Below are 18,278 nucleotides of genomic sequence, written 5' to 3'. Positions count from 1 at the left end.
CCGATGACCGCTGCGTCCATCCTGATTGTCGAGGACGACCGCGTCGTCGCCAGGGACATTGCCCAGCAACTCACCCGGGAAGGCTACCGCATCGTCGCCACCGTCGGCTCCGGCGAGGAGGCGCTGCGCATCGCCGAGGAGCAGGCGCCCGACCTGGTCCTGATGGACCTGCAGATCGATGGCGCGCGCGACGGCATCGAAGTGGCCGCCGCGATGCGCGACCGCATGCGGATCCCCGTCGTCTTCCTGACCGCCTATGCGGATCGAGAGACTGTCCAGCGTGCGACGCTGACCGAGCCGTTCGGCTATCTCGTCAAGCCGTTCGAGGATTCGCAACTGCGTACGGTGGTGCAGATGGCACTGTACAAGTACGCCGCCGAGCAGCGCCTGCGCCAGAGCGAGAGCCGCTTTGCCGCCACGCTGGCCAGCATCGGCGACGCGGTGATCGCCACCGACAGCACCGGCCATGTCACCTTCATCAACCCTGCCGCGGAAGCGATCACCGGCTGGCCCGGCGATCGGGCAATGGGCTTGCCGCTGTCCGCGATCTTCCGGGCGGTGCACGCGGAAAGCCGGGAACCGATGGATAATCCGGCCGCGATGGTGCTGCGGACCGAAGCGGACAGCGCGGTGGCCGGACGCGCCACCTTGCTGAGCCGCGATGGTCCCGAATACCCGATCGACTACCGGGCATCGGCCATCATCGATGGCAAGGCGGGCGTCACCGGCGTGGTCGTGGTGGTGCGGGACCTGACCCAGCAGCTGGCCATCGAGAGCGCGCTGCAGGACGCACAGGCGGAAATCGAGCGGGTTTCCCGCATCATGACCATGGGCGAGCTGACCGCCTCCATCGCTCACGAGATCATCCAGCCGATCACCGCGGTGGTGACGCACGCTCGCGCGGGGCTGAACTTCCTCGCGCGCCAGCCGGTGGACATCGAGGAAGTGCAGACCGCGCTGACGCACATCGTCAATGACGGCAGGCGCGCCGCCGACGTGGTGCGCAGCGTGCGGTCCCTGGCAGACAAATCGCGGCCGGAAGTGACCCGCTTCGACCTCAATGACGTCATCCGCGAGGTGCTGTCGCTGACCACCATGGATCTGCAGCGCAATGGCGTGCGGCTGACCCTCGATCTGTCCGCCAGCCCTTGCATCATCTGCGGCGATCTCGTGCAGATGCGCCAGGTGCTGCTGAACCTCATCAAGAACGGCGTCGAGGCAATGTACGCAACCCCGCGGGAGCTGCGGAATCTGCGGCTGTCGTCAAAGGTCCTGGAGGATGGCTATGTCCGCGTCTGCGTGCGCGATAGCGGCTGCGGCTTCGGAGCGGAAGCGCTGGAGCGGGCCTTCGAGCCGTTCTTCACCACCAAGGAAGACGGCATGGGAATGGGGCTGTCCATCTGCCGAACCATCATGGAGGCACATTCGGGCCGGCTCGGCGCGGTCAGCCATGCAGAGGGCGGGGCGATCGTCAGTTTTGAGTTGCCCACCGCAGGGTAGCACGCTTATATTTCGCGGAGTGAAGGGAAAGGCACTAAAGAAGCGCGTTTGCCTGCCGTTCACGCCGACCGTGGTTCCAGGCGGGATTGCAGGGAACGTTCGTTGGCGACGTCCATGAGGCGGTGCTGCTTGCCAAGCTGTTGCCCCGGCCGTCGTCCGACCAGCCGGTCCGTTTCATCGATTACTCCGCGCCGATCCTGGACGAATCCGGCCGCGTCAAGGGCGTGCTGGGCGCGCACGCCCACTGGGACTGGGCTGGCGCGCTGCTGTCGACCATTGCGCCGGCCAATACCACTCCCGAGAACTTCGACCTGTTCATCTTCAACGACAAGGGCGAGGTCATCCACCCGGAAAACCTGCCGCCGGAACTGAAGGCGCCGCGGCTTGACGCGCTGGGCAGCGCTCCACGCGAGCGCTTCATGGCCTGGGACGACACGTCGCTGTATCTGACTGCGTCCGCGGGTGTGCAGAACCCGGTGCAATCGAATCGGCTGGGCTGGCACGTCGTGGTCCGCCAGGGTGAAGACAGCGTGCTTGCCGAGGTGCGCAGCCTGCAACGGGTCAACCTGCTCACCCATCCTGCGCGCGGCGATTCGAGGGACAGACTTCGTCGGTCGCGTCGGCGGCGGGGAATTCCTGGTGGTGCTTCCCGAGACCGACGCGTCGCAAGCGATGGGCGTGGCCGAGACGATCCGCGATGTGGTCGCGTCGAACCCGATCGACCCCGTAGGTCAGGTGACGGTCAGCATCGGCGTGGAGCAGGTGCGGCAGGGCGACGTCAATGAAGCCATGGCAGTGAACCGGGCCGACGATGCGCTGTACCGCGCAAAGGCGGCGGGGCGCAATCGGGTCATGGCCGGAGCGCCAGCCGGGCAGACGGCTGGCTAAGGAGCGGACACCGAGGGCAGGGGCGCTATTGCCCTTGCTTCATCTCGATCAACTGCACCAGGTTCCCGCAGGTATCGTCGAGCACCGCCATGCGGACCGTCCCGGCATCCATCGGCTCGACCGTGAAGCGGACCCCCAGCTCACGCAGCCGCTGGTGCTCCGCCGCCAGATCGTCCACCTGAAACGACACCGCGGGGATGCCATCGGCGACGAGCGCGTTCTTGTACGGTCCCACGGCGGGATGCTCGCCCGGCTCGAGCAGCAGTTCCGTCCCCTCGGGATTTTCGGGAGACACCACGGTCAGCCATCGGTGCGGGCCGAGCGGGATGTCGTGCTTTACCGTGAAGCCCAGTTTGCTCGTATAGAAATCCAGTGCCCTGGCCTGGTCATCGACAAAGACGCTCATCACATGGATTCTCATCGTCCCCTGCCTTTTAGATGCGGGTTGAGCCAGACATTGGCGGCTTTCCGCAACGGCGCCAGGTCGAGCGAATGCACCCGCGTTCTTCCCGACCAGGACACCCGGATCAGTCCGGCTTTCTCCAGCATGTCCAGATGCTGGGTAATGGCCTGGCGAGACAACGCCTTGTCGCCTTCGGCTGCCAACGCCGCGCAGATCTCGAATAACGTCTGGTCGGAACGCTCGCATAGCCGGTCGATAATCCTGCGCCGCGTCTCGTCGGCCAGGGCCTTGAACACTCGATCGAGCTGCTCCGGATCCATGTCCCATTAAATGCAATAAAACTATTGCATGTCAAGCGACTCGACGCAGGCCAGCAGGTCGGCCGTATGGACCATCAGGTCGCGCACCTGGCGCAGCAGAGGCAACTGGCCGAGCACCGCTCGCCAGCGCGGCGATGTCAGCAGCTCCTGCCAGAGTGTGCGCAGGGGTTCGATATCGGCATCCTGCCGTTCGGCGAGCGCGCTGGCGAAAGCCAGCGTCATCGGCGCCGACAGCAGCTGCATGCGGGTAGCGGCACCGAGCAGGCGAGCCGTCGCGTCGGCGCTGCTGTCGCAACAATAGAGCACGGTCCGGCGCGGATCGGCGGCGTCGGGGGACAGCGCGCGCAACGACTCGCCGCTCAGCTGCACCGTGCCCTGCTGCGTCTCGAACGCGTACACCGTGTGGGCCTCGGCATGTGCAAGCAGCTGCAGGCCGCGCAGCAGGCGGGGAAGACCGGTGGTGGCCGCATCGACGGAGGCTTTGACTTCCACCAGCAGGCAGACCTGCCAGGCGGCCGCCGGGCCGTCTGCACCGGAACGCACCAGCAGCACGACGTCCCACTCGGTCTTCGCGTGGGCATGGCTGGCCGGTATGGTGGACGGCACGCGCATCGAGGTGACGACGCGGTATTGACGCTCGCTTCCCTCGACCGTGTTCAGCCGCCGCGCCAGCGCCATGACGGCCTTTGCGGCCGTCGCTTCCGCTGCCGCGCCACGTTGCCGGGAGGAGACGCCAAGCGCCGTGGCACTCGGGCTGCCGGCGCCCGGTCCCTGCGCGTTTCGCAGCGACTGGTAACGCAGCACCTGCGGATCGCCAGCCAGCCCGTCGATCCGCAGCAGCCGCCCGAGCGCCTCGTGGTTCAGCAGCCGCGTCAGGCGCTCCTGCAGGGCCGGATCCTGGTCGAACGGCGGCATCCGCAGCGCGTCCTGCGCCGCCTGCCGCAATCGGGGCCAGCAGCGAGACGACGCGCAGGACTGCAGCCGGGCCAGCGCTTCGCGGCCGGTTCCCGGCGGCATGTGTTGCTGCCTAACCGGATGGGCCAGGGTGTTGACCGCGCCAACGATGGTGCGCCGGTCGTGCTCGGCGCGAGCGGACAGCGAGGCATACTCGCGCACCGCCGGGTAACGATGCCGCAGCAGCATTGCCTGCAATACGGGATCGCCGCCTTCTGCTCGTATCCCGTCGCCGACCATGCGGGCGAGGGCATCGGTGAATCGCTCCTCGAGGTCCTTGCCTGGCGCCTCTGCCCGTGCCACCGCATCGCGCGCCTGCTCGATGGCCAGTGCGAGCGCCGTTGCCGCGTGGCAATGCCCGGCGTCGCCCCAGAGCGTATCCAGAGGCGGCAGGCGGTACCGCCGCGGGACGGTAGGGAGGACATCAGCAAGCAGAGGGGAGGGCGGCGGCAGGGGCATGGCGGCGGAGGCGCCTCATGCGACCGCCGGAGGCGGACCGACCTGCGCGACTTCCAGCCGATTCCCGCCCAGCGCTTTCGCGCGATACAGCGCCTGGTCGGCAATGGCGAGCGCGTCGGCAAGGCTGGACACACCGTTATCGAAGCGGGCAAGGCCGATACTGACCGTCGCCGGGATACCGATGCTGTCGATGCGGGCGGGAACGGCCTCGGCGAAGCGGGCGGCGATGGTTTCGCCCAGCGCGTGCGCGCGGGCCGCGTCGCTGCCGCACAGCACCGCCGCGAATTCCTCCCCGCCGATGCGCGCGAGAATGCAGTCGGCGCCCACCACCTCGCGCGCGATCTGCGCGAACGCCTTCAGGACCTGGTCGCCGGTCTGGTGGCCGTAGCGGTCATTGATCGCCTTGAACTGGTCCAGATCGAAGGCGAGCACCGCAACCGGCCCGTTGCCATAGCCGTCGCCGACGAGGCGCTCGCCCTGTTCGAAGAACCAGCGGCGATTGCCCAGGCGCGTCAGATAGTCGGTCTGCGACTCCTGCAGCAACTGTCCGTGCGTTTCATCGCGAATCAGCTTGAGCAGCGTCATCGGCAGCACCACGGAGTACAGCACGCCTTCGTAGATGGTGATCTTGCTGGCGAGCGCCTGGACGCCGGGCCCGTAGGCATCCACCAGCCACGGCAGGACAAGGGAGCGCGAAGCATAGACGACCGCGTGGATGCCGGCGACCAGAACGACGATATGGCGCGAGTGCAGGCCCTTCATCGCCTTGCAGCGGAACATCTCCCAGGCGGTCATGGCGCTGACCACGGCGATGGGAATGGAACTGACGTGGGCCCACACCAGTTCCTGCCAGCGCGGCCCCAGCAGCGCCCATATCAGGGCCATGCCCAACAGCACCGCCACGCTGGTGGCGCGGTGCTGCCGTCCGTCGAGGGAAGCCACGCCGCTCAGCACCAGCAGGTAACCGCTCAGGATGATGAGGTTGCCGATCGCCGAGCCGATCGGCCCGGGCACATCGTGCCGGAACAGGATGACCGCGCAGCCGACCGCCAGCGTGGCAAAGCCGGCCGCCAGGATCCGCAGCGTGCGGCTGCGGCCGGGATTGGTCCGATGCTCCCAGAACATCATGGCGGCGCTGGCAAGCAGCGTTCCCGTCGCGAGGAGATAAAGAGTAAGGAGATCGACGTGCATCCCGAATGTAGAGACATGGCGCCGAACCGTCCGGCGGCAGCGGGATTTTACGTGCAAAGCGGACCCGCACGATGTCGCGGCCAGCCATTACCGGAATGGCGGTGGCCAGCCGGCGTCAACGGCAATCAAAAAATTTGAACGATGTATAGCAAGATCGCATGACATTGGTCCCGGGCGGTTCCCTATAGTTGAGTCCATGCCGCAGCGAAGAGCGCGGCAACTCAAGCGAACAACATCAACGAATTTGGAGAAATTATCATGACCGCTCGCCGTGCTACCCGCGTCCTGTCCGCCCTGACCCTCGTCTTCGCCGCCGCTGGCGCTGCCCACGCTGCGCCCGCCGCCGGCACGCCGGACGCCTACGGTTACACCTTCCGCGCCCAGCCCTCGGCATTCACCGACGGCGCCCGCAGCGGGAATCTGGATGTGTTCACCGAAGGCGCCCGCGGCAACCATGACGTCTTCACCGAAGGCGCTCGCAGTGGCAACCTCGACATCTTTACCGAAGGCGCCCGCACGCTGGCCGGGCTGGACCGCACAGGCGTCTCCGCCGCGCCCGGACGCTCGGCCGACGTCTATACCGATGGTGCCCGCGGCAGCCGTGACGCCTTCACCGATGGCGCGCGCAGCGGCAACCTGGACGTCTTCACCGAAGGCGCCCGTGGCGCGGCATAAGGAACACCCGCTGCCACCTCCTGCATCCGCGTCACCCCAAGGCCGGCGCAGGCCCTTGCATCGGAAGGGCCTGTGCCATGGCGGTGGCCGCTCCAGCCGTCAATCGGGCTTCGCGCCGGAGCGCTTGACCACCGGGGCCCACTTCCTGATCTCGCTGTCGATGAAGCGCGCGGTCTGCTCCGGCGACATCGGCATCGGCTCCGATCCACGATCCGTGATGAACCTGGACAGCTCGGGCGATTGCAACGCCTTGACCGTCTCCGCGTTCAATTGCGCGACGATCGCGGCAGGCGTGCCGGCCGGCGCCAGCAGGGCCGCCCAGCCCACCGCTTCGAACCCGGGCACCCCCTGTTCCTGCACCGTCGGCACGTCAGGCAGCTGCGGTACCCGCTTTGCCGCGGTCACGGCGAGCGGTACGGCCTTCTTCGACTGCACCAGCGGCAGCGCCGCGGTGACCAAATCGACCATCACGGGAATCTGATTGCCAAGAAAGTCCGCCTGCGCCGGTCCGCTCCCCTTGTAGGGAATGTGCACCATGAAAATGCCGGCTTGCGCCTTCAGCATTTCCGCCGACAGATGCTGCGTTCCGCCGATGCCGGCGCTGGCGTAGCTGATCTTGCCCGGCGCCGCCTTGGCATTGCCGATCAGATCGCGCAGCGACGTGATGCCGGATTGCGGCGTGGCGAGGAACACCAGCGGCACGGAGAACACGCCCGAGATGGCCTGGAAATCCTTGCGCGGATCGAAGCCGGGCGAGGCGTACAGCGTTTGATTGATCGCCATCGCGCTGCCGGCCATCACCAGCGTGTAGCCGTCCGCTGCCGCTCGCGAGGCCAGTTCCATGCCGATATTGCTGCCGGCTCCGGCCCGGTTCTCCACCACCACCGATTGGCCCAGCTGCTTGCCCAGCCGTTCGCCCAGCGCCCTTGCAAAGATATCGGTCGCCTGCCCGGGCGGGAACGGCACGATCAGCTTGATCGGGCGCTCGGGATAGGCGGCATGCGCGCTCGCGCTGGCAACCAGCGCAATGGTGACAAGACACTGGCGCAACGGCTTGCTGAACATCGGGATCGTCTCCTTTGTAATGGTGGGGTTTCGATACGGTCGTGTCGCCGCATCTGCGCAAGACAATAACACCCCAGCCCAGAACGCAGCGCGGGCGTCGCGCGCACTGGAGCGCGGTTCTGCATGTTGCCGCCGCTAAAGTTTTTACCGGGAATGACGTTGATCTGAAGGATGAACTCGTGGATGACCGTCGAGCGGTGCGGCGCCCACGATGGCAGAACGCCGATTCTGCGCCGGTCTTTCGCCGCGATTTCAATGTCTTTCAGGTAGAGAAATGAAGAACCTAGGAATTGGCGTCCGGCTGGGTATCGGCTTCGGACTCGTGCTGCTGCTGTCCACGTTGATGACGGGACTCGGCATTTTCCGCTTGCAGGAAGTCGCCGAGCGCACTCGCGCGATGATGGAAGAGCCGCTGGCCAAGGAGCGCATCGTCAGCGACTGGTATCGGCTGATGCATACCAGCGTGCGCCGCACCACCGCAGTGGCGCGCAGCGCCGATCCCACCCTTGCCGCATTCTTCGAGAATGAGGTCAAGGTGTCCTTCAAGACCATCGGCGAGCTGCGCGACAAGATGGAGACGATGCTGTCCTCCGACGCGGAGAAGGCGGCCTTCCAGAAGATCCTGCAGGTGCGCGACCCGTACAACAAATCGCGCGTCCGCATCGCCGAACTGAAGGCCGCGGGTCAGACCGACGAAGCCAATGCCGTGCTGGAGAAGGAATTCGTTCCGGCTGGCGATGCGTATCTCGGCGAGATTCAAAAGCTGCTCGACATCCAGCGCGCCAGCATCGACACGACCGCGCAGGAAATCAACGACATCTATGAACGCGCCCGCAATCGCCTGATCGGCCTGGGGCTCTTCGTGCTGGCAATTGGCGTGGGCTTCGCCTATTGGCTGACCATCGGCATCACGCGCCCGCTGCAGCGCGCCGTGACTTTCGCCCGCACCGTTGCCGACGGCGACCTGTCCGGCCACATCGAATCACCGAGCAAGGACGAGACCGGTCAGCTGCTGCAAGCGCTGGGCGAGATGAACAGCAACCTCCAGCGCATCGTCGGTCAGGTGCGCGCCGGTACCGAAGCTATTGCCATTGGCACCAGCCAGATCGCGGCCGGCAACACCGACCTGTCGCAGCGCACGGAAGAGCAGGCCTCCTCGCTGGAAGAAACCGCGTCCAGCATGGAAGAACTGACCGGCATCGTTCGCCAGAACGCCGACAACGCCAAGCAGGCCAGCTCCCTCGCCGTCAACGCATCGGACATCGCCATGCGCGGCGGCCAGGTGGTCGGCCAGGTGGTCGACACCATGGAAGAGATCAACGTCGCTTCGCGCAAGGTCGTGGAGATCATCGCGGTCATCGAAGGCATTGCCTTCCAGACCAACATCCTGGCGCTGAACGCCGCGGTGGAAGCCGCGCGCGCCGGCGAGCAGGGCCGCGGCTTCGCGGTGGTGGCTGGCGAAGTTCGCAGCCTCGCCCAGCGCAGCGCAACGGCCGCCAAGGAGATCAAGGCGCTGATCGGGGACTCCGCCGACCGTGTGGAGACTGGCACCAACCTCGTCGCGCAAGCGGGCAAGACGATGGACGAGATCGTCCAGGCGGTCAGGCGCGTCACCGACATCATGGGCGAAATCAGCGCCGCCTCGGCCGAGCAGAGCGCCGGCATCGAGCAGGTCAACCAGGCCGTCAACCAGATGGACACCGTGACCCAGCAGAACGCCGCGCTGGTCGAACAGGCCGCCGCTGCCGCCGGCTCGCTGGAAGAGCAGGCGCAGAAGCTCAAGCAGGCGGTGTCCTCGTTCCAGCTTTCCTCGATGACCGATTCTCGCCTGATCGCTGCGTGATCGGAGCCTGATCCCCGAGGGCGCCGCGCCTGATGCTCGGTCAGCCGCGCCCCGAGGGCGAACTCGCGGACGGCGCGATGCCGCTCCCTTCCAGCTGTCCTCGCCGCGCGGCACCCGCCGCGCGTTTTTTTTTGCCTGGCGGCGGCGGATGGGCGCGGGCCCTCTCCCCCGGCCCCTCTCCCGCAGGGCGGGCGAGGGGAGCAAACCTGAAGCACTTGATATGCCGCGGGTTTTCTCCCTCTCCCCTTCAAGGGGAGAGGGCCGGGGAGAGGGGTTGGTCTTCCACCCCGGCGCCACCCCGCGACCGCTGCGCCGTGCCGTCCGAAGCTTGCGCTTACAATGCACTGTCATACACAAACAACGCCACGCATTGCAGGAGGAGACATGATCGATCCCGACGTATTCAATCGCAAGGGCGCCGAGAACCTGCCGGGAACGCTTGGCATCGTCGTCACCAAGGTCGCCGAAGGCACCGTCAGTGCGGAGCTCGTGGTGCGCAAGGCGCTGATGGCGCCCAACGGATTCCTGCATGCCGGCACGGTCGTGACGCTGGCCGATACCTGCGCGGGTTACGGCTGCGTTGCCAACCTGCCCGAGGGTGCGAGCGGGTTCACGACGGTGGAACTCAAATCGAACCACCTGGGCACGGCTCGAGACGGCACGCTCGATTGCACCGCTACCGCGGTTCATCTTGGCAAGACAACCCAGGTATGGGATGCCACCGTGACGCATCGGGACACGGGCAAGACGATCGCTCTGTTCCGGTGTACGCAGATGGTTTTGTATCCGAAGTGACATGGCGAGGGAGACCTTGCGCATTCCGGCCAACGATCCCGACGATCCGCCTGAACATTTCCATGTACCGCGTCTACTGGACCACGTACGACGAGAATGGCGTGCCCACCCCGCATGCCGAGGACTTTGCTTCGGACCAGCTAGCGTCCGTCCTGGCGCGCTGCGAGGCATTGCGGGCGCTGCAGCGCTCCGGGGAACCGGTCGGGTTCGTGACGATGGTGTCGGAGAACCCGGACAGTGTCGGCCACCCGGGGGCCGCCGACGTGTTGCCCGGCTACCTCTGGTACAAGCGCCGGCCGCCGCCGAGATGACCTTCGCAGTGACGCCGGGGCCAGTTAGCGAAGAGTAAGGCGGGGCTCCGGTGGCGCGAAGGCCACAGAGTGTCGCTCGCTACCGACATCGGCGCCAGGAAAATCCGCCCATCGCCCGCCTTCGGGGCGGGCGATGGCCTCCGCGGGCAGTACAATGCCGCGTTTCCATCCGCTACCTTCACGGCGGGACCGGCAGCCTGGCCGGGGCCTGACTCTCCTTCATGAGCAATCTCATCGTCCATGGCGGCACGCCGCTGCGCGGCCGCATTGTCCCTTCGGCCAACAAGAACGCGGTGCTTCCGGTGCTGTGCGCCACCCTGTTGACCGATCAGCCGGTCCGCCTGCATGGCGTGCCGGACATCACCGACGTCCGCAAGATCCTCGACATCTTCCGCAAGCTCGGCAGCGATGTGCGGATGGACCACGAGAGCGGCACGCTCGACCTGCATCACAAGGACACGGTCTTCGACGCGGCAAGCCACCGGCTTCCGGAGGAGATGCGCTCGTCGATCATGCTGGTGCCGCCGCTGGTCGCCCGCTTCGGTGTTGCCCGTCTGGAGGACAACGTCAAGGGTTGCACGCTGGGCGTGCGTGAGATCGATCCGCACGTGGACATCTTCCGGCGCTTCGGCAGCCAGGTGGAGCGCGCCGAGGGCTCGCTGCTGGTGCAGCGGGACGGGCCGTTGTGTCCGGTGAACCACTGGCTCGACTACGCCTCGGTGACGACGACCGAGAATTTCGTGCTGTGCGCCTCCGCCGCGGACGGCACCTCGACCCTGACCAATGCCGCCTCCGAACCGCACGTGCAGGAGTTTTGCCGCTTCATGGCGATGATGGGCGCCCGCATCGAAGGCATCGGCACTTCCCGCATCACGGTGCACGGCGGCGTGCCGCTGCGCGGCGGGGAATTCCGCTTCGATGAGGATTTCCACGAGATCACCACGTTCCTGGCGCTGGGTGCGATTACCGGCGGCGATGTGGTGGTGAAGAACAGCGCGCCGGAGAATTTCCCGCTGATCGACCGCACCTTCGAGAAATTTGGCGTGCGGATCGTCCATGAGGACGGCTGGTCGCGCGCCGAACGGTCCGGGCCGCTGCAGGTGCAGACGCCCTTCACCAGCAACGTGCTGACCAAGGTGGAAGCGGCGCCCTGGCCGTATTTCCCGGTCGACCTGCTGCCGATCTTCATTGCGCTTGGCGTGCGGGCGCAGGGCAACGCGATGTTCTGGAACAAGGTCTACGATGGTGCGCTGGGCTGGACTGGCGAGCTGTCCAAGTTTGGCGCGCACGTGTTCCTGTCCGACCCGCACCGGTTGATCACCTTCGGCGGCAATCCGCTGGCGCCGGCGGTGGTCGAGAGTCCGTACATCATCCGCGTGGCGATCGCCCTGTTCATGGTGGCGGCGAGCATCGAGGGGCGGTCCGAGATTCGCAACGCGGCGCCGATCCGGCGCGCGCATCCGCGCTTTGTCGAGAACCTGCGCAGCCTCGGCGTCCAGGTGGAGTGGGCCGAAGGGGACTGATCCCGCCTTGCCCGACACCGCTCCGACGGGCCGCCCTTGCGCGGCCCGTTGTGTTTCTTGCCTGCGACCAGGGCAGGTGCGGCCTGTAATCGCCGATTTCCTGCGATCTCTTGCGTTGCGCAACCGTGGCTGCCGGGCCGGCGACCCGCCACTCGGGCTATTGGCCGCAGTATGCGGTCCATTGGCCCAGGGCCGGCTCGCCGTGCCGCTGTCGCGAGAGCGGGGGCCGCGCCCCTTTTTCCAGGAGGACGTCATGCTGAACGAGCCCTTGCTCAACCCCGCTGCGATCCCGCAGGACCGCTCCTGCAATGGGTCGTCGAGCCCGTCCCTGACGCCGGCTGGCCATCTGCGGCGGGAGGCATTGCGTTGCGGCGAGAGCAGATGGAGTCCCTGGCCGCTGCTCTGGCAGGCGGAGCAGCAACACCCCAGGCTCATGGCGGCAGTCGCGGTGTTGCCCGGCGTCCTGTTCCTGGCCGGCGGGGCGGTGTTGACGCAGTCGCACCCGCACGTTCCCGTGCTGGCCGGCATCAGCCTGGCCGTGGGCGCGGTCTGGATGCTCGGTGCCACGCTGCATATCCGCGCCAACTGCCAGGAAGCACGGGAGCGCCGCGAGCAGGATCGTCAATGGGACCGCCTGCTTTGAGGCGGGCAGTCAGGCTGCTGACCAAGTGCCGTTGTCCCCGCGAAAGCGGGGACCCAGCGGCTGCAGAAGACGCTGGATTTCCGCTTTCGCAGGAACGGCGTGTTGGTTGTCCAAGTGCCGTGGGAAATCTGGGGGGCGGCTGGTGCCGGTTTTCTAGGCTGGCGCGGCGTTGCCGATCCACTCCGCCAGGCTTTCCTGCAGGGTGATGAGGTCGATTGGCTTGGCCAGCCAGCGCAGGCCGGGGATGCGCGTCATGATCTCCGGATCGGCGCCGTAGCCCGACATGATGACCACGGCGAGCTCTGGCTGGACGTCGCGCAACTGCATGGCGAGCTGATCGCCGGGAATCCCTGGTAGCGTCAGGTCGGTCAGCAGCACATCGTGGTAGTAGAGCGCCGCCAGTTGCAGCGCTTCTTCCGCGCTGCCCGCGGCGGAGCATCGCAGCCCGAACGCCATCAGCAGCTCGCGCAGTGCTTCCTGCGACGAGACGTCGTCCTCGACCAGCAGTACCGAAGGAGGCGCGTCGGGGTCGCGCGCCGGGCTGGACGAGCGGCCGCCGCCTTCGATGTTGCGGCGGATCTGTTCGTTGCGCACCGCATTCAATACGCTGCGCACCGCCCGCGCCAGATCGTCGCGACGGTACGGCTTGCTGAGCAGGTTGACGCCCTCGTCGAGCTTGCCGTGGTGGAAGATCTCGTCGCGGGTGTAGCCGGAGGTGAAGAGCACCGGCAGGCCCGGGCGCAGCTCGCCCACGCGCCTTGCCAGTTCGCCGCCCTTGAGCTGGCCGGGCATGATGACGTCGGTGAACAGCAGGTCGATCGGATCGCCGCTTTCGATCACGCGCAGCGCCGCTTCCCCGTCGCTGGCGACCCTGACCCGGTAGCCGAGCTGGGCCAGCATCTCGACGGCCGTGATGCGCACGTCCGCATCGTCCTCGACCACCAGTACGGTCTCGTGCCCGCCCAGCGGCAAATGATCCGGCTCCGGCGCTTCGACCGGCTCTTCGTCCTCGCACCGCGGGAAGTACAGGCACACGGTGGTCCCAGCGCCTTCGGCGCTGTGGATGGCGGTATGACCGCCACTCTGCTTGACGAAACCGAACACCATGCTCAGGCCCAGACCCGTGCCATGACCATCGGGCTTGGTGGTGAAGAACGGTTCGAAAGCGTGTTCCAGGACATGTGATGACATTCCCACGCCGGTATCGCGCACCGTGAAGAAGACATACTCGCCCGGGGTCACGCCGGGATGTTCGCTGACGTTGTTGTCGACGACCACGTTGCTGGCCGCGATGGTGAGCTTGCCGCCGCCGGGCATCGCGTCGCGCGCGTTGATCGCCAGGTTGAGGAGGGCGTTTTCCAGCTGGTTACGGTCGGCCAGCACGTTCCACAGCCCGCCCGGCATCTTGGTCTCGACGTCGATGGCCTCGCCCAGGGTCCGGTGCAGCAGTTCGGTCATGCCCGAAACCAGGCGGGCGGGGTCGACCGGCGCCGGGGACAACGGCTGACGGCGGGCGAAGGCCAGCAGGTGGGCGGCCAGCTTCGCGCCCCGGCGCACGGCGGTGGAGGCGGTGGCGATGCGCCCCTGCGCCATCGGGTTGCCGGCCACTTCGCTGGCGAGCATCTGCAGGTTGCCGCTGATCACCTGCAGGACGTTGTTGAAATCGTGCGCGATGCCGCCGGTCAGGCTGCCGATGGCTTCCATCTTCTGCGCCTGCCGCAGCTGGCCCTCGGCCATGGCCTGCGCGGAGACCGCTTCGGCCACCCGCCGCTCCAGGGTTTCGGTCAGTTGCAGCAGCGCCTGTTCGGCGATCTTGCGCTCGTGGATGTCGATCAGCACGCCAGGAAAACGCAGCGGTTCGCCCTGCGCGCCGAACTGGCACTGGCCGTTGGCCTGTACCCACATGTAGTCGCCCCCCGGGCGGCGGATGCGGTATTCGGCGCGGAAGGGCTTGCCGGTCGCGACCGCCTCGCCCGTCAGCTGTTCCAGGTCGGCATAGTCGTCGGGATGAATGCTGCGGCTGACCAGCGTGCGCGGCACGCCGGCTTCGGCCTCGGCAACGCCCACCGCGAAGGTTCGGGCGAAGCGTTCGTCGCCTCGCACGAGGTCGGTGGAGACATCCCAGACCCAGGTTCCCAGCACCGCCCCCGTATTGAGCGCCAGTTGCAGCCGTTCATTGGTCCGCTGCAGCGCGGCCTCGGCCTGTTCCCGGGAGCGCTCGATCCGCACGCGCTCGGTGGTCTCGATCACGACGGCCAGCACCCCGGCCGGACGACCGTGATCGTCGGCGACGGGACTGTAGTACAGGTCCATCCAGACGTCTTCGGGCTTGCCGTTGCGAAGCAGCACCAATTCCTTCTCGCGATAGGTCAGGGTGCCGCCCCCCAGGCAGACGTCCATCACGTGCCGATTGAATTCCGCGACTTCCGGCCAGCCCCGCTCGACCGGGCTGCCGAGCAGATAGGGGTGGCGGCCGCCGGCGAAACCGGCGTACGGGTCGTTGTAGATCATGTAGCCGAGCTTGCCCCACAACAGCACCATGGGCACCGGCGAAGCGAGGATCAGCTGGACCGTGCCGGCCAGGCTGCGCTGCCACTGGTCGATTGGCCCAAGCTCCGTGCGGGACCAGTCGAAGTCGCGGATGCGGCGGGCCATTTCGCCGTTCCAGCCAGTGCAGTCGTGATGGTCCACCAGAAATGGCTTGGATGGCTCCACGGCAAACTCTCTTACAGATGGGGTGTTGATCAGCCAGCGCTGCTGGTTGCGCGAACCGTCCTGTCGCAAGTCGCAACGCTGGCGTGCATGGTGCTGGCACGCGATGCTGCATTGTATCGGCTAAGCCGGCCAACCGGCTCCGCCGCCCGGCACGGTGCCGCGGGATAGAGCACAATCCAGGCCCGGTGCGGGCAGGCGCGCGCTGGAACAGCGGTTGCGTGCTGGCGGCGGTATCCGCGCCGGGTTTGACGGCGGGAATAGGTAAAAAAGGAGCGTTCCATGAGCAAACTGTTCGAACCGTTGTCGATCGGCGGGCTGACGCTGGCCAACCGCATCGTCATCGCGCCGATGTGCCAATACTCTGCCGACGAGGGCTGCGCGACCGACTGGCATCTGATCCATCTCGGGCATCTGGCGCTGTCGGGCGCCGGCATGCTGATCCTCGAGGCGACGGCGATTTCGCCCGAGGGGCGCATCACCGCCCGCGATCTCGGTCTGTATTCCGACGAGAACGAGGCGGCGCTGGCGCGCGTGCTCGAGGCGGTCCGGCAGCATTCGCCGATGGCGATCGCCATGCAGATCGGCCACGCGGGCCGCAAGGCGTCCAGCCAGGTGCCCTGGGAGGGCGGCGCGCAGATCCCGCCGGGGCAGCCTGGCGGGTGGCAGACCGAGGCGCCCTCGGCGCTGGCGCACGCGGACGGGGAGGTTGCCCCCACGGCGCTGGACCGGGAAGGGCTGGAGCGGGTCAAGCGCGGCTTCGTCGAGACGGCGCGACGCGCGGCGCGGCTGGGCATCGACGGCATCGAGATCCACGGCGCGCACGGCTACCTGCTGCATCAGTTCCTGTCGCCGCTGGGCAACCAGCGCGATGACGAGTACGGCGGCAGCCTGGAGAACCGCATGCGCTTTCCGCTCGAAGTGTTCGAAGCGGTCCGGGCCGTGTTTCCGGCCGAGCGCCCGGTGTGGATGCGCATCTCGGCGACCGACTGGGTGCCGGGCGGGTGGGATATCGAGGGAACGGTGGCGCTGTCGCGCGCGCTGCGCGAGCGCGGCTGCGCCGCAATCCATGTGACGACCGGCGGGGTGTCTCCGCTGCAGGCGATCCGGATCGGACCGGGGTATCAGGTGCCGTATGCCCAGCGGGTCAAGGCGGAAGTGGGGCTGCCGACCATGGCGGTAGGACTGATCACCGAGCCGCAGCAGGCCGAGCGGATCATCGCCGACGGCGAGGCGGACGCGGTGTCGCTGGCCCGGGCGATGCTGTACAACCCCCGCTGGCCGTGGCATGCGGCCGCGGCACTGGGCGCGCAAGTGACGGCTCCGCCACAGTATTGGCGTTGCCAGCCGTATGAGTACAAGGATCTGTTTGCCGCGAGCCGGTTCGGGCAGAGGTAGGGCGGGGGTCCGTTTCCCTCTCCCCCGGCCCCTCTCCCGCCCGGCGGGAGAGGGGAGTAACACCGACAGTACTTGAGAGGCGCTGGGTTTGCTCCCTCTCCCGCTCGGCGGGAGAGGGCCGGGGAGAGGGCAGGGAGCGCGGGCCGTCAGTCGCGGCTGGCCACCAGGGCCTTGTTGATGCGCAGCGCGATCATCGTGCAAGCCACACCGGAGAGCAGATAGAGGCTCACTGCCACCAGCCCGAAGCGCACCGACAGTCCCAGCGCCACCAGCGGAGCGAAGGCGGCCCCAAACAGCCAGGCGAAATCGGAGGTCAGGGCGGCGCCCGTGTAGCGGAAGCGCGACGCGAAGTTCGACGTCACGGTGCCGGCCGACTGGCCGTAGGACAGGCCGAGCAGGGCGAAGCCGACCAGCAGGAAGGTATCCTGCGCCGCCGCCCCGCCGTCCAGCAGCATGGGGGTGAACAGGCTGAAGATACCGATCAGCGCCGAGGTCACGCCCAGCGTGGTGCGGCGGCCGATCCGGTCGGCGACATAGCCCGACAGCAGCGTCGTGAGGATGGCCAGGCCGGCGCCGATGATCTGGACGGTCAGGATCTCGCCGATCGCCTGCGTCGAGCGCAGCGCCAGCCAGGACAGCGGGAACACCGTCACCAGGTGGAACAGCGCATAACTGGCCAATGCCGCGAAGGCGCCAATGAAGATGTTGTAGCCCTGGCCGCGCACCATTTCCCGGGTGCTGATCGGCTCCAGTTCGCCTTCCTCCAGCAGCCGGGTGTACTCCTCGGTCACCACCAGCCGCAGCCGGGCGAACAGCGCCACGACGTTGATGGCAAAGGCGACGAAGAAGGGGTAGCGCCAGGCCCAGGTGATGAAGTCTTCCTGGGAAACCGTGGAAGTCAGGTAGAGGAACAGCGCGCCGGCCACCAGGAAGCCGAGCGGGGCGCCGAGCTGGCCGAGCATGGCGTACCAGCCGCGGCGCTCGGGCGGGGCGTTGAGGGCCAGCAGCGACGGCAGGCCGTCCCAGGAGCCGCCGAAGGCGATCCCCTGCAGCACGCGGAAGCCGGCAAGCATCAGGATGGCCGTCATGCCGAGATCGGCGTAGCCCGGCACAAAGGCAATGCCGACCGTGGACGTGCCCATCAGCAGCAGGGCGACGGTCAGCTTGATCCCACGGCCAAAGCGCCGCTGGATCGCCATGAACAGGGCGGTGCCGAACGGGCGGGCAATGAACGCCAGCGTGAAGATCGAGAAGGCATACAGCGTGCCTTCCAACCTTCCCACGAATGGGAAGAACACGCCCGGGAAGACCAGGACGCAGGCAATCCCGAAGACAAAGAAGTCAAAGTACTCGGATGCCCGGCCAATCACGACGCCGGTCGCGATCTCGCCCGGGGCGACCTCGGAGCGGTCGTGGGCGTCGTGCAGTGCTCCCTCGGGGAAGGGGGCCTGGTGCGTAATGCTCGCCATGCTTGTACCTCTCTCATCTATAGGATAGAACAGGAGGATTCGGCCGGAGCGGCCGACGGCTCCCATGGGACAAAATGTCCAATTCACCCTGCTTGCCAGATAGCGTACAGTCCGCATCCGTCGCTATAG

General features: G+C 67.0%; 17 protein-coding genes. 10 read left to right on the top strand and 7 right to left on the bottom strand.

Annotation, left to right across the window (positions count from 1 at the left end):
* Positions 1 to 3: 3 nt before the first annotated feature.
* Both K6V06_RS03990 and K6V06_RS20850 read left to right on the top strand, forming a co-directional pair.
* The gene (locus K6V06_RS03990; RefSeq protein WP_222240267.1) at positions 4 to 1,500 is read left to right on the top strand and encodes a response regulator; all 1,497 of its coding nucleotides are present in this window, start codon (positions 4 to 6) and stop codon (positions 1,498 to 1,500) included.
* Positions 1,501 to 1,962: 462 nt separating this feature from the next.
* The gene (locus K6V06_RS20850) at positions 1,963 to 2,388 is read left to right on the top strand and encodes a GGDEF domain-containing protein (protein ID WP_370637377.1); all 426 of its coding nucleotides are present in this window, start codon (positions 1,963 to 1,965) and stop codon (positions 2,386 to 2,388) included.
* 25 nt (positions 2,389 to 2,413) lie between these two features.
* Here the strand turns inward: K6V06_RS20850 and K6V06_RS03980 are convergent, their stop codons facing one another.
* From K6V06_RS03980 to K6V06_RS03965, 4 genes are read right to left on the bottom strand one after another with little or no spacing between them, the layout of a single operon-like run.
* Positions 2,414 to 2,809, bottom strand: a complete 396-nt coding sequence (locus tag K6V06_RS03980) for a VOC family protein (protein WP_222240265.1) — start codon at positions 2,807 to 2,809, stop codon at positions 2,414 to 2,416.
* The gene (locus K6V06_RS03975; protein ID WP_222240264.1) at positions 2,806 to 3,111 is read right to left on the bottom strand and encodes a helix-turn-helix transcriptional regulator; all 306 of its coding nucleotides are present in this window, start codon (positions 3,109 to 3,111) and stop codon (positions 2,806 to 2,808) included. Before K6V06_RS03975 ends, K6V06_RS03980 begins: the two co-directional genes overlap by 4 nt.
* Positions 3,112 to 3,132: 21 nt before the next feature.
* Positions 3,133 to 4,524 carry a 3-deoxy-D-arabino-heptulosonate 7-phosphate synthase gene (locus K6V06_RS03970; RefSeq protein WP_222240263.1) on the bottom strand — a complete coding sequence of 464 codons (1,392 nt, stop codon included), beginning with the start codon at positions 4,522 to 4,524 and terminating at the stop codon, positions 3,133 to 3,135.
* Positions 4,525 to 4,539: 15 nt separating this feature from the next.
* On the bottom strand, positions 4,540 to 5,715 hold the full coding sequence (locus K6V06_RS03965; protein WP_222240262.1) for a diguanylate cyclase: 1,176 nt from the start codon (positions 5,713 to 5,715) through the stop codon (positions 4,540 to 4,542).
* A gap of 258 nt (positions 5,716 to 5,973) precedes the next feature.
* Between K6V06_RS03965 and K6V06_RS03960 the strand changes: the two genes are divergently transcribed.
* Complete coding sequence (locus tag K6V06_RS03960) at positions 5,974 to 6,390, top strand: hypothetical protein (protein ID WP_222240261.1); 417 nt, start codon at positions 5,974 to 5,976, stop codon at positions 6,388 to 6,390.
* Between the two features lie 99 nt (positions 6,391 to 6,489).
* On the opposite strand, the gene K6V06_RS03955 is transcribed toward K6V06_RS03960, so the two are convergent.
* Positions 6,490 to 7,455 carry a tripartite tricarboxylate transporter substrate binding protein gene (locus tag K6V06_RS03955; RefSeq protein WP_222240260.1) on the bottom strand — a complete coding sequence of 322 codons (966 nt, stop codon included), beginning with the start codon at positions 7,453 to 7,455 and terminating at the stop codon, positions 6,490 to 6,492.
* Positions 7,456 to 7,496: 41 nt separating this feature from the next.
* Here K6V06_RS03955 and K6V06_RS03950 point away from each other — a divergent pair, with 41 nt between their 5' ends.
* From K6V06_RS03950 to K6V06_RS03925, 6 genes are all read left to right on the top strand, one after another.
* Positions 7,497 to 7,733, top strand: a complete 237-nt coding sequence (locus K6V06_RS03950; RefSeq protein ID WP_222240259.1) for a hypothetical protein — start codon at positions 7,497 to 7,499, stop codon at positions 7,731 to 7,733.
* The gene (locus K6V06_RS03945; RefSeq protein ID WP_222240258.1) at positions 7,730 to 9,298 is read left to right on the top strand and encodes a methyl-accepting chemotaxis protein; all 1,569 of its coding nucleotides are present in this window, start codon (positions 7,730 to 7,732) and stop codon (positions 9,296 to 9,298) included. The genes K6V06_RS03950 and K6V06_RS03945 overlap by 4 nt, the downstream gene beginning before the upstream one ends.
* Before the next feature lie 384 nt (positions 9,299 to 9,682).
* The gene (locus K6V06_RS03940) at positions 9,683 to 10,093 is read left to right on the top strand and encodes a PaaI family thioesterase (protein WP_222240257.1); all 411 of its coding nucleotides are present in this window, start codon (positions 9,683 to 9,685) and stop codon (positions 10,091 to 10,093) included.
* Positions 10,094 to 10,155: 62 nt separating this feature from the next.
* Complete coding sequence (locus tag K6V06_RS03935) at positions 10,156 to 10,404, top strand: hypothetical protein (protein ID WP_222240256.1); 249 nt, start codon at positions 10,156 to 10,158, stop codon at positions 10,402 to 10,404.
* A gap of 221 nt (positions 10,405 to 10,625) precedes the next feature.
* Positions 10,626 to 11,927: a UDP-N-acetylglucosamine 1-carboxyvinyltransferase gene (locus K6V06_RS03930; protein WP_222240255.1), complete on the top strand. Its 1,302-nt coding sequence runs from the start codon at positions 10,626 to 10,628 to the stop codon at positions 11,925 to 11,927.
* A gap of 253 nt (positions 11,928 to 12,180) precedes the next feature.
* Positions 12,181 to 12,570, top strand: coding sequence for a hypothetical protein (locus K6V06_RS03925; RefSeq protein WP_222240254.1), 390 nt, complete (start codon positions 12,181 to 12,183; stop codon positions 12,568 to 12,570).
* Positions 12,571 to 12,723: 153 nt separating this feature from the next.
* Here the strand turns inward: K6V06_RS03925 and K6V06_RS03920 are convergent, their stop codons facing one another.
* Positions 12,724 to 15,225: a response regulator gene (locus tag K6V06_RS03920; protein ID WP_222240329.1), complete on the bottom strand. Its 2,502-nt coding sequence runs from the start codon at positions 15,223 to 15,225 to the stop codon at positions 12,724 to 12,726.
* Positions 15,226 to 15,564: 339 nt separating this feature from the next.
* Between K6V06_RS03920 and K6V06_RS03915 the strand changes: the two genes are divergently transcribed.
* A complete protein-coding gene (locus tag K6V06_RS03915; RefSeq protein ID WP_222240253.1) occupies positions 15,565 to 16,680 on the top strand; it encodes an NADH:flavin oxidoreductase/NADH oxidase in 1,116 nt (371 codons plus the stop codon).
* A gap of 146 nt (positions 16,681 to 16,826) precedes the next feature.
* On the opposite strand, the gene K6V06_RS03910 is transcribed toward K6V06_RS03915, so the two are convergent.
* Positions 16,827 to 18,149, bottom strand: a complete 1,323-nt coding sequence (locus K6V06_RS03910) for an MFS transporter (protein WP_222240252.1) — start codon at positions 18,147 to 18,149, stop codon at positions 16,827 to 16,829.
* Between the last annotated feature and the right edge of the window lie 129 nt (positions 18,150 to 18,278).

The organism is Cupriavidus sp. AU9028, assembly GCF_019795295.1.
In the GTDB taxonomy this organism is placed as follows: Bacteria; Pseudomonadota; Gammaproteobacteria; order Burkholderiales; family Burkholderiaceae; genus Cupriavidus.
The sequence above is the reverse complement of the archived record's forward strand: the minus strand, read 5'-3'. Positions and strand labels throughout refer to the sequence as shown.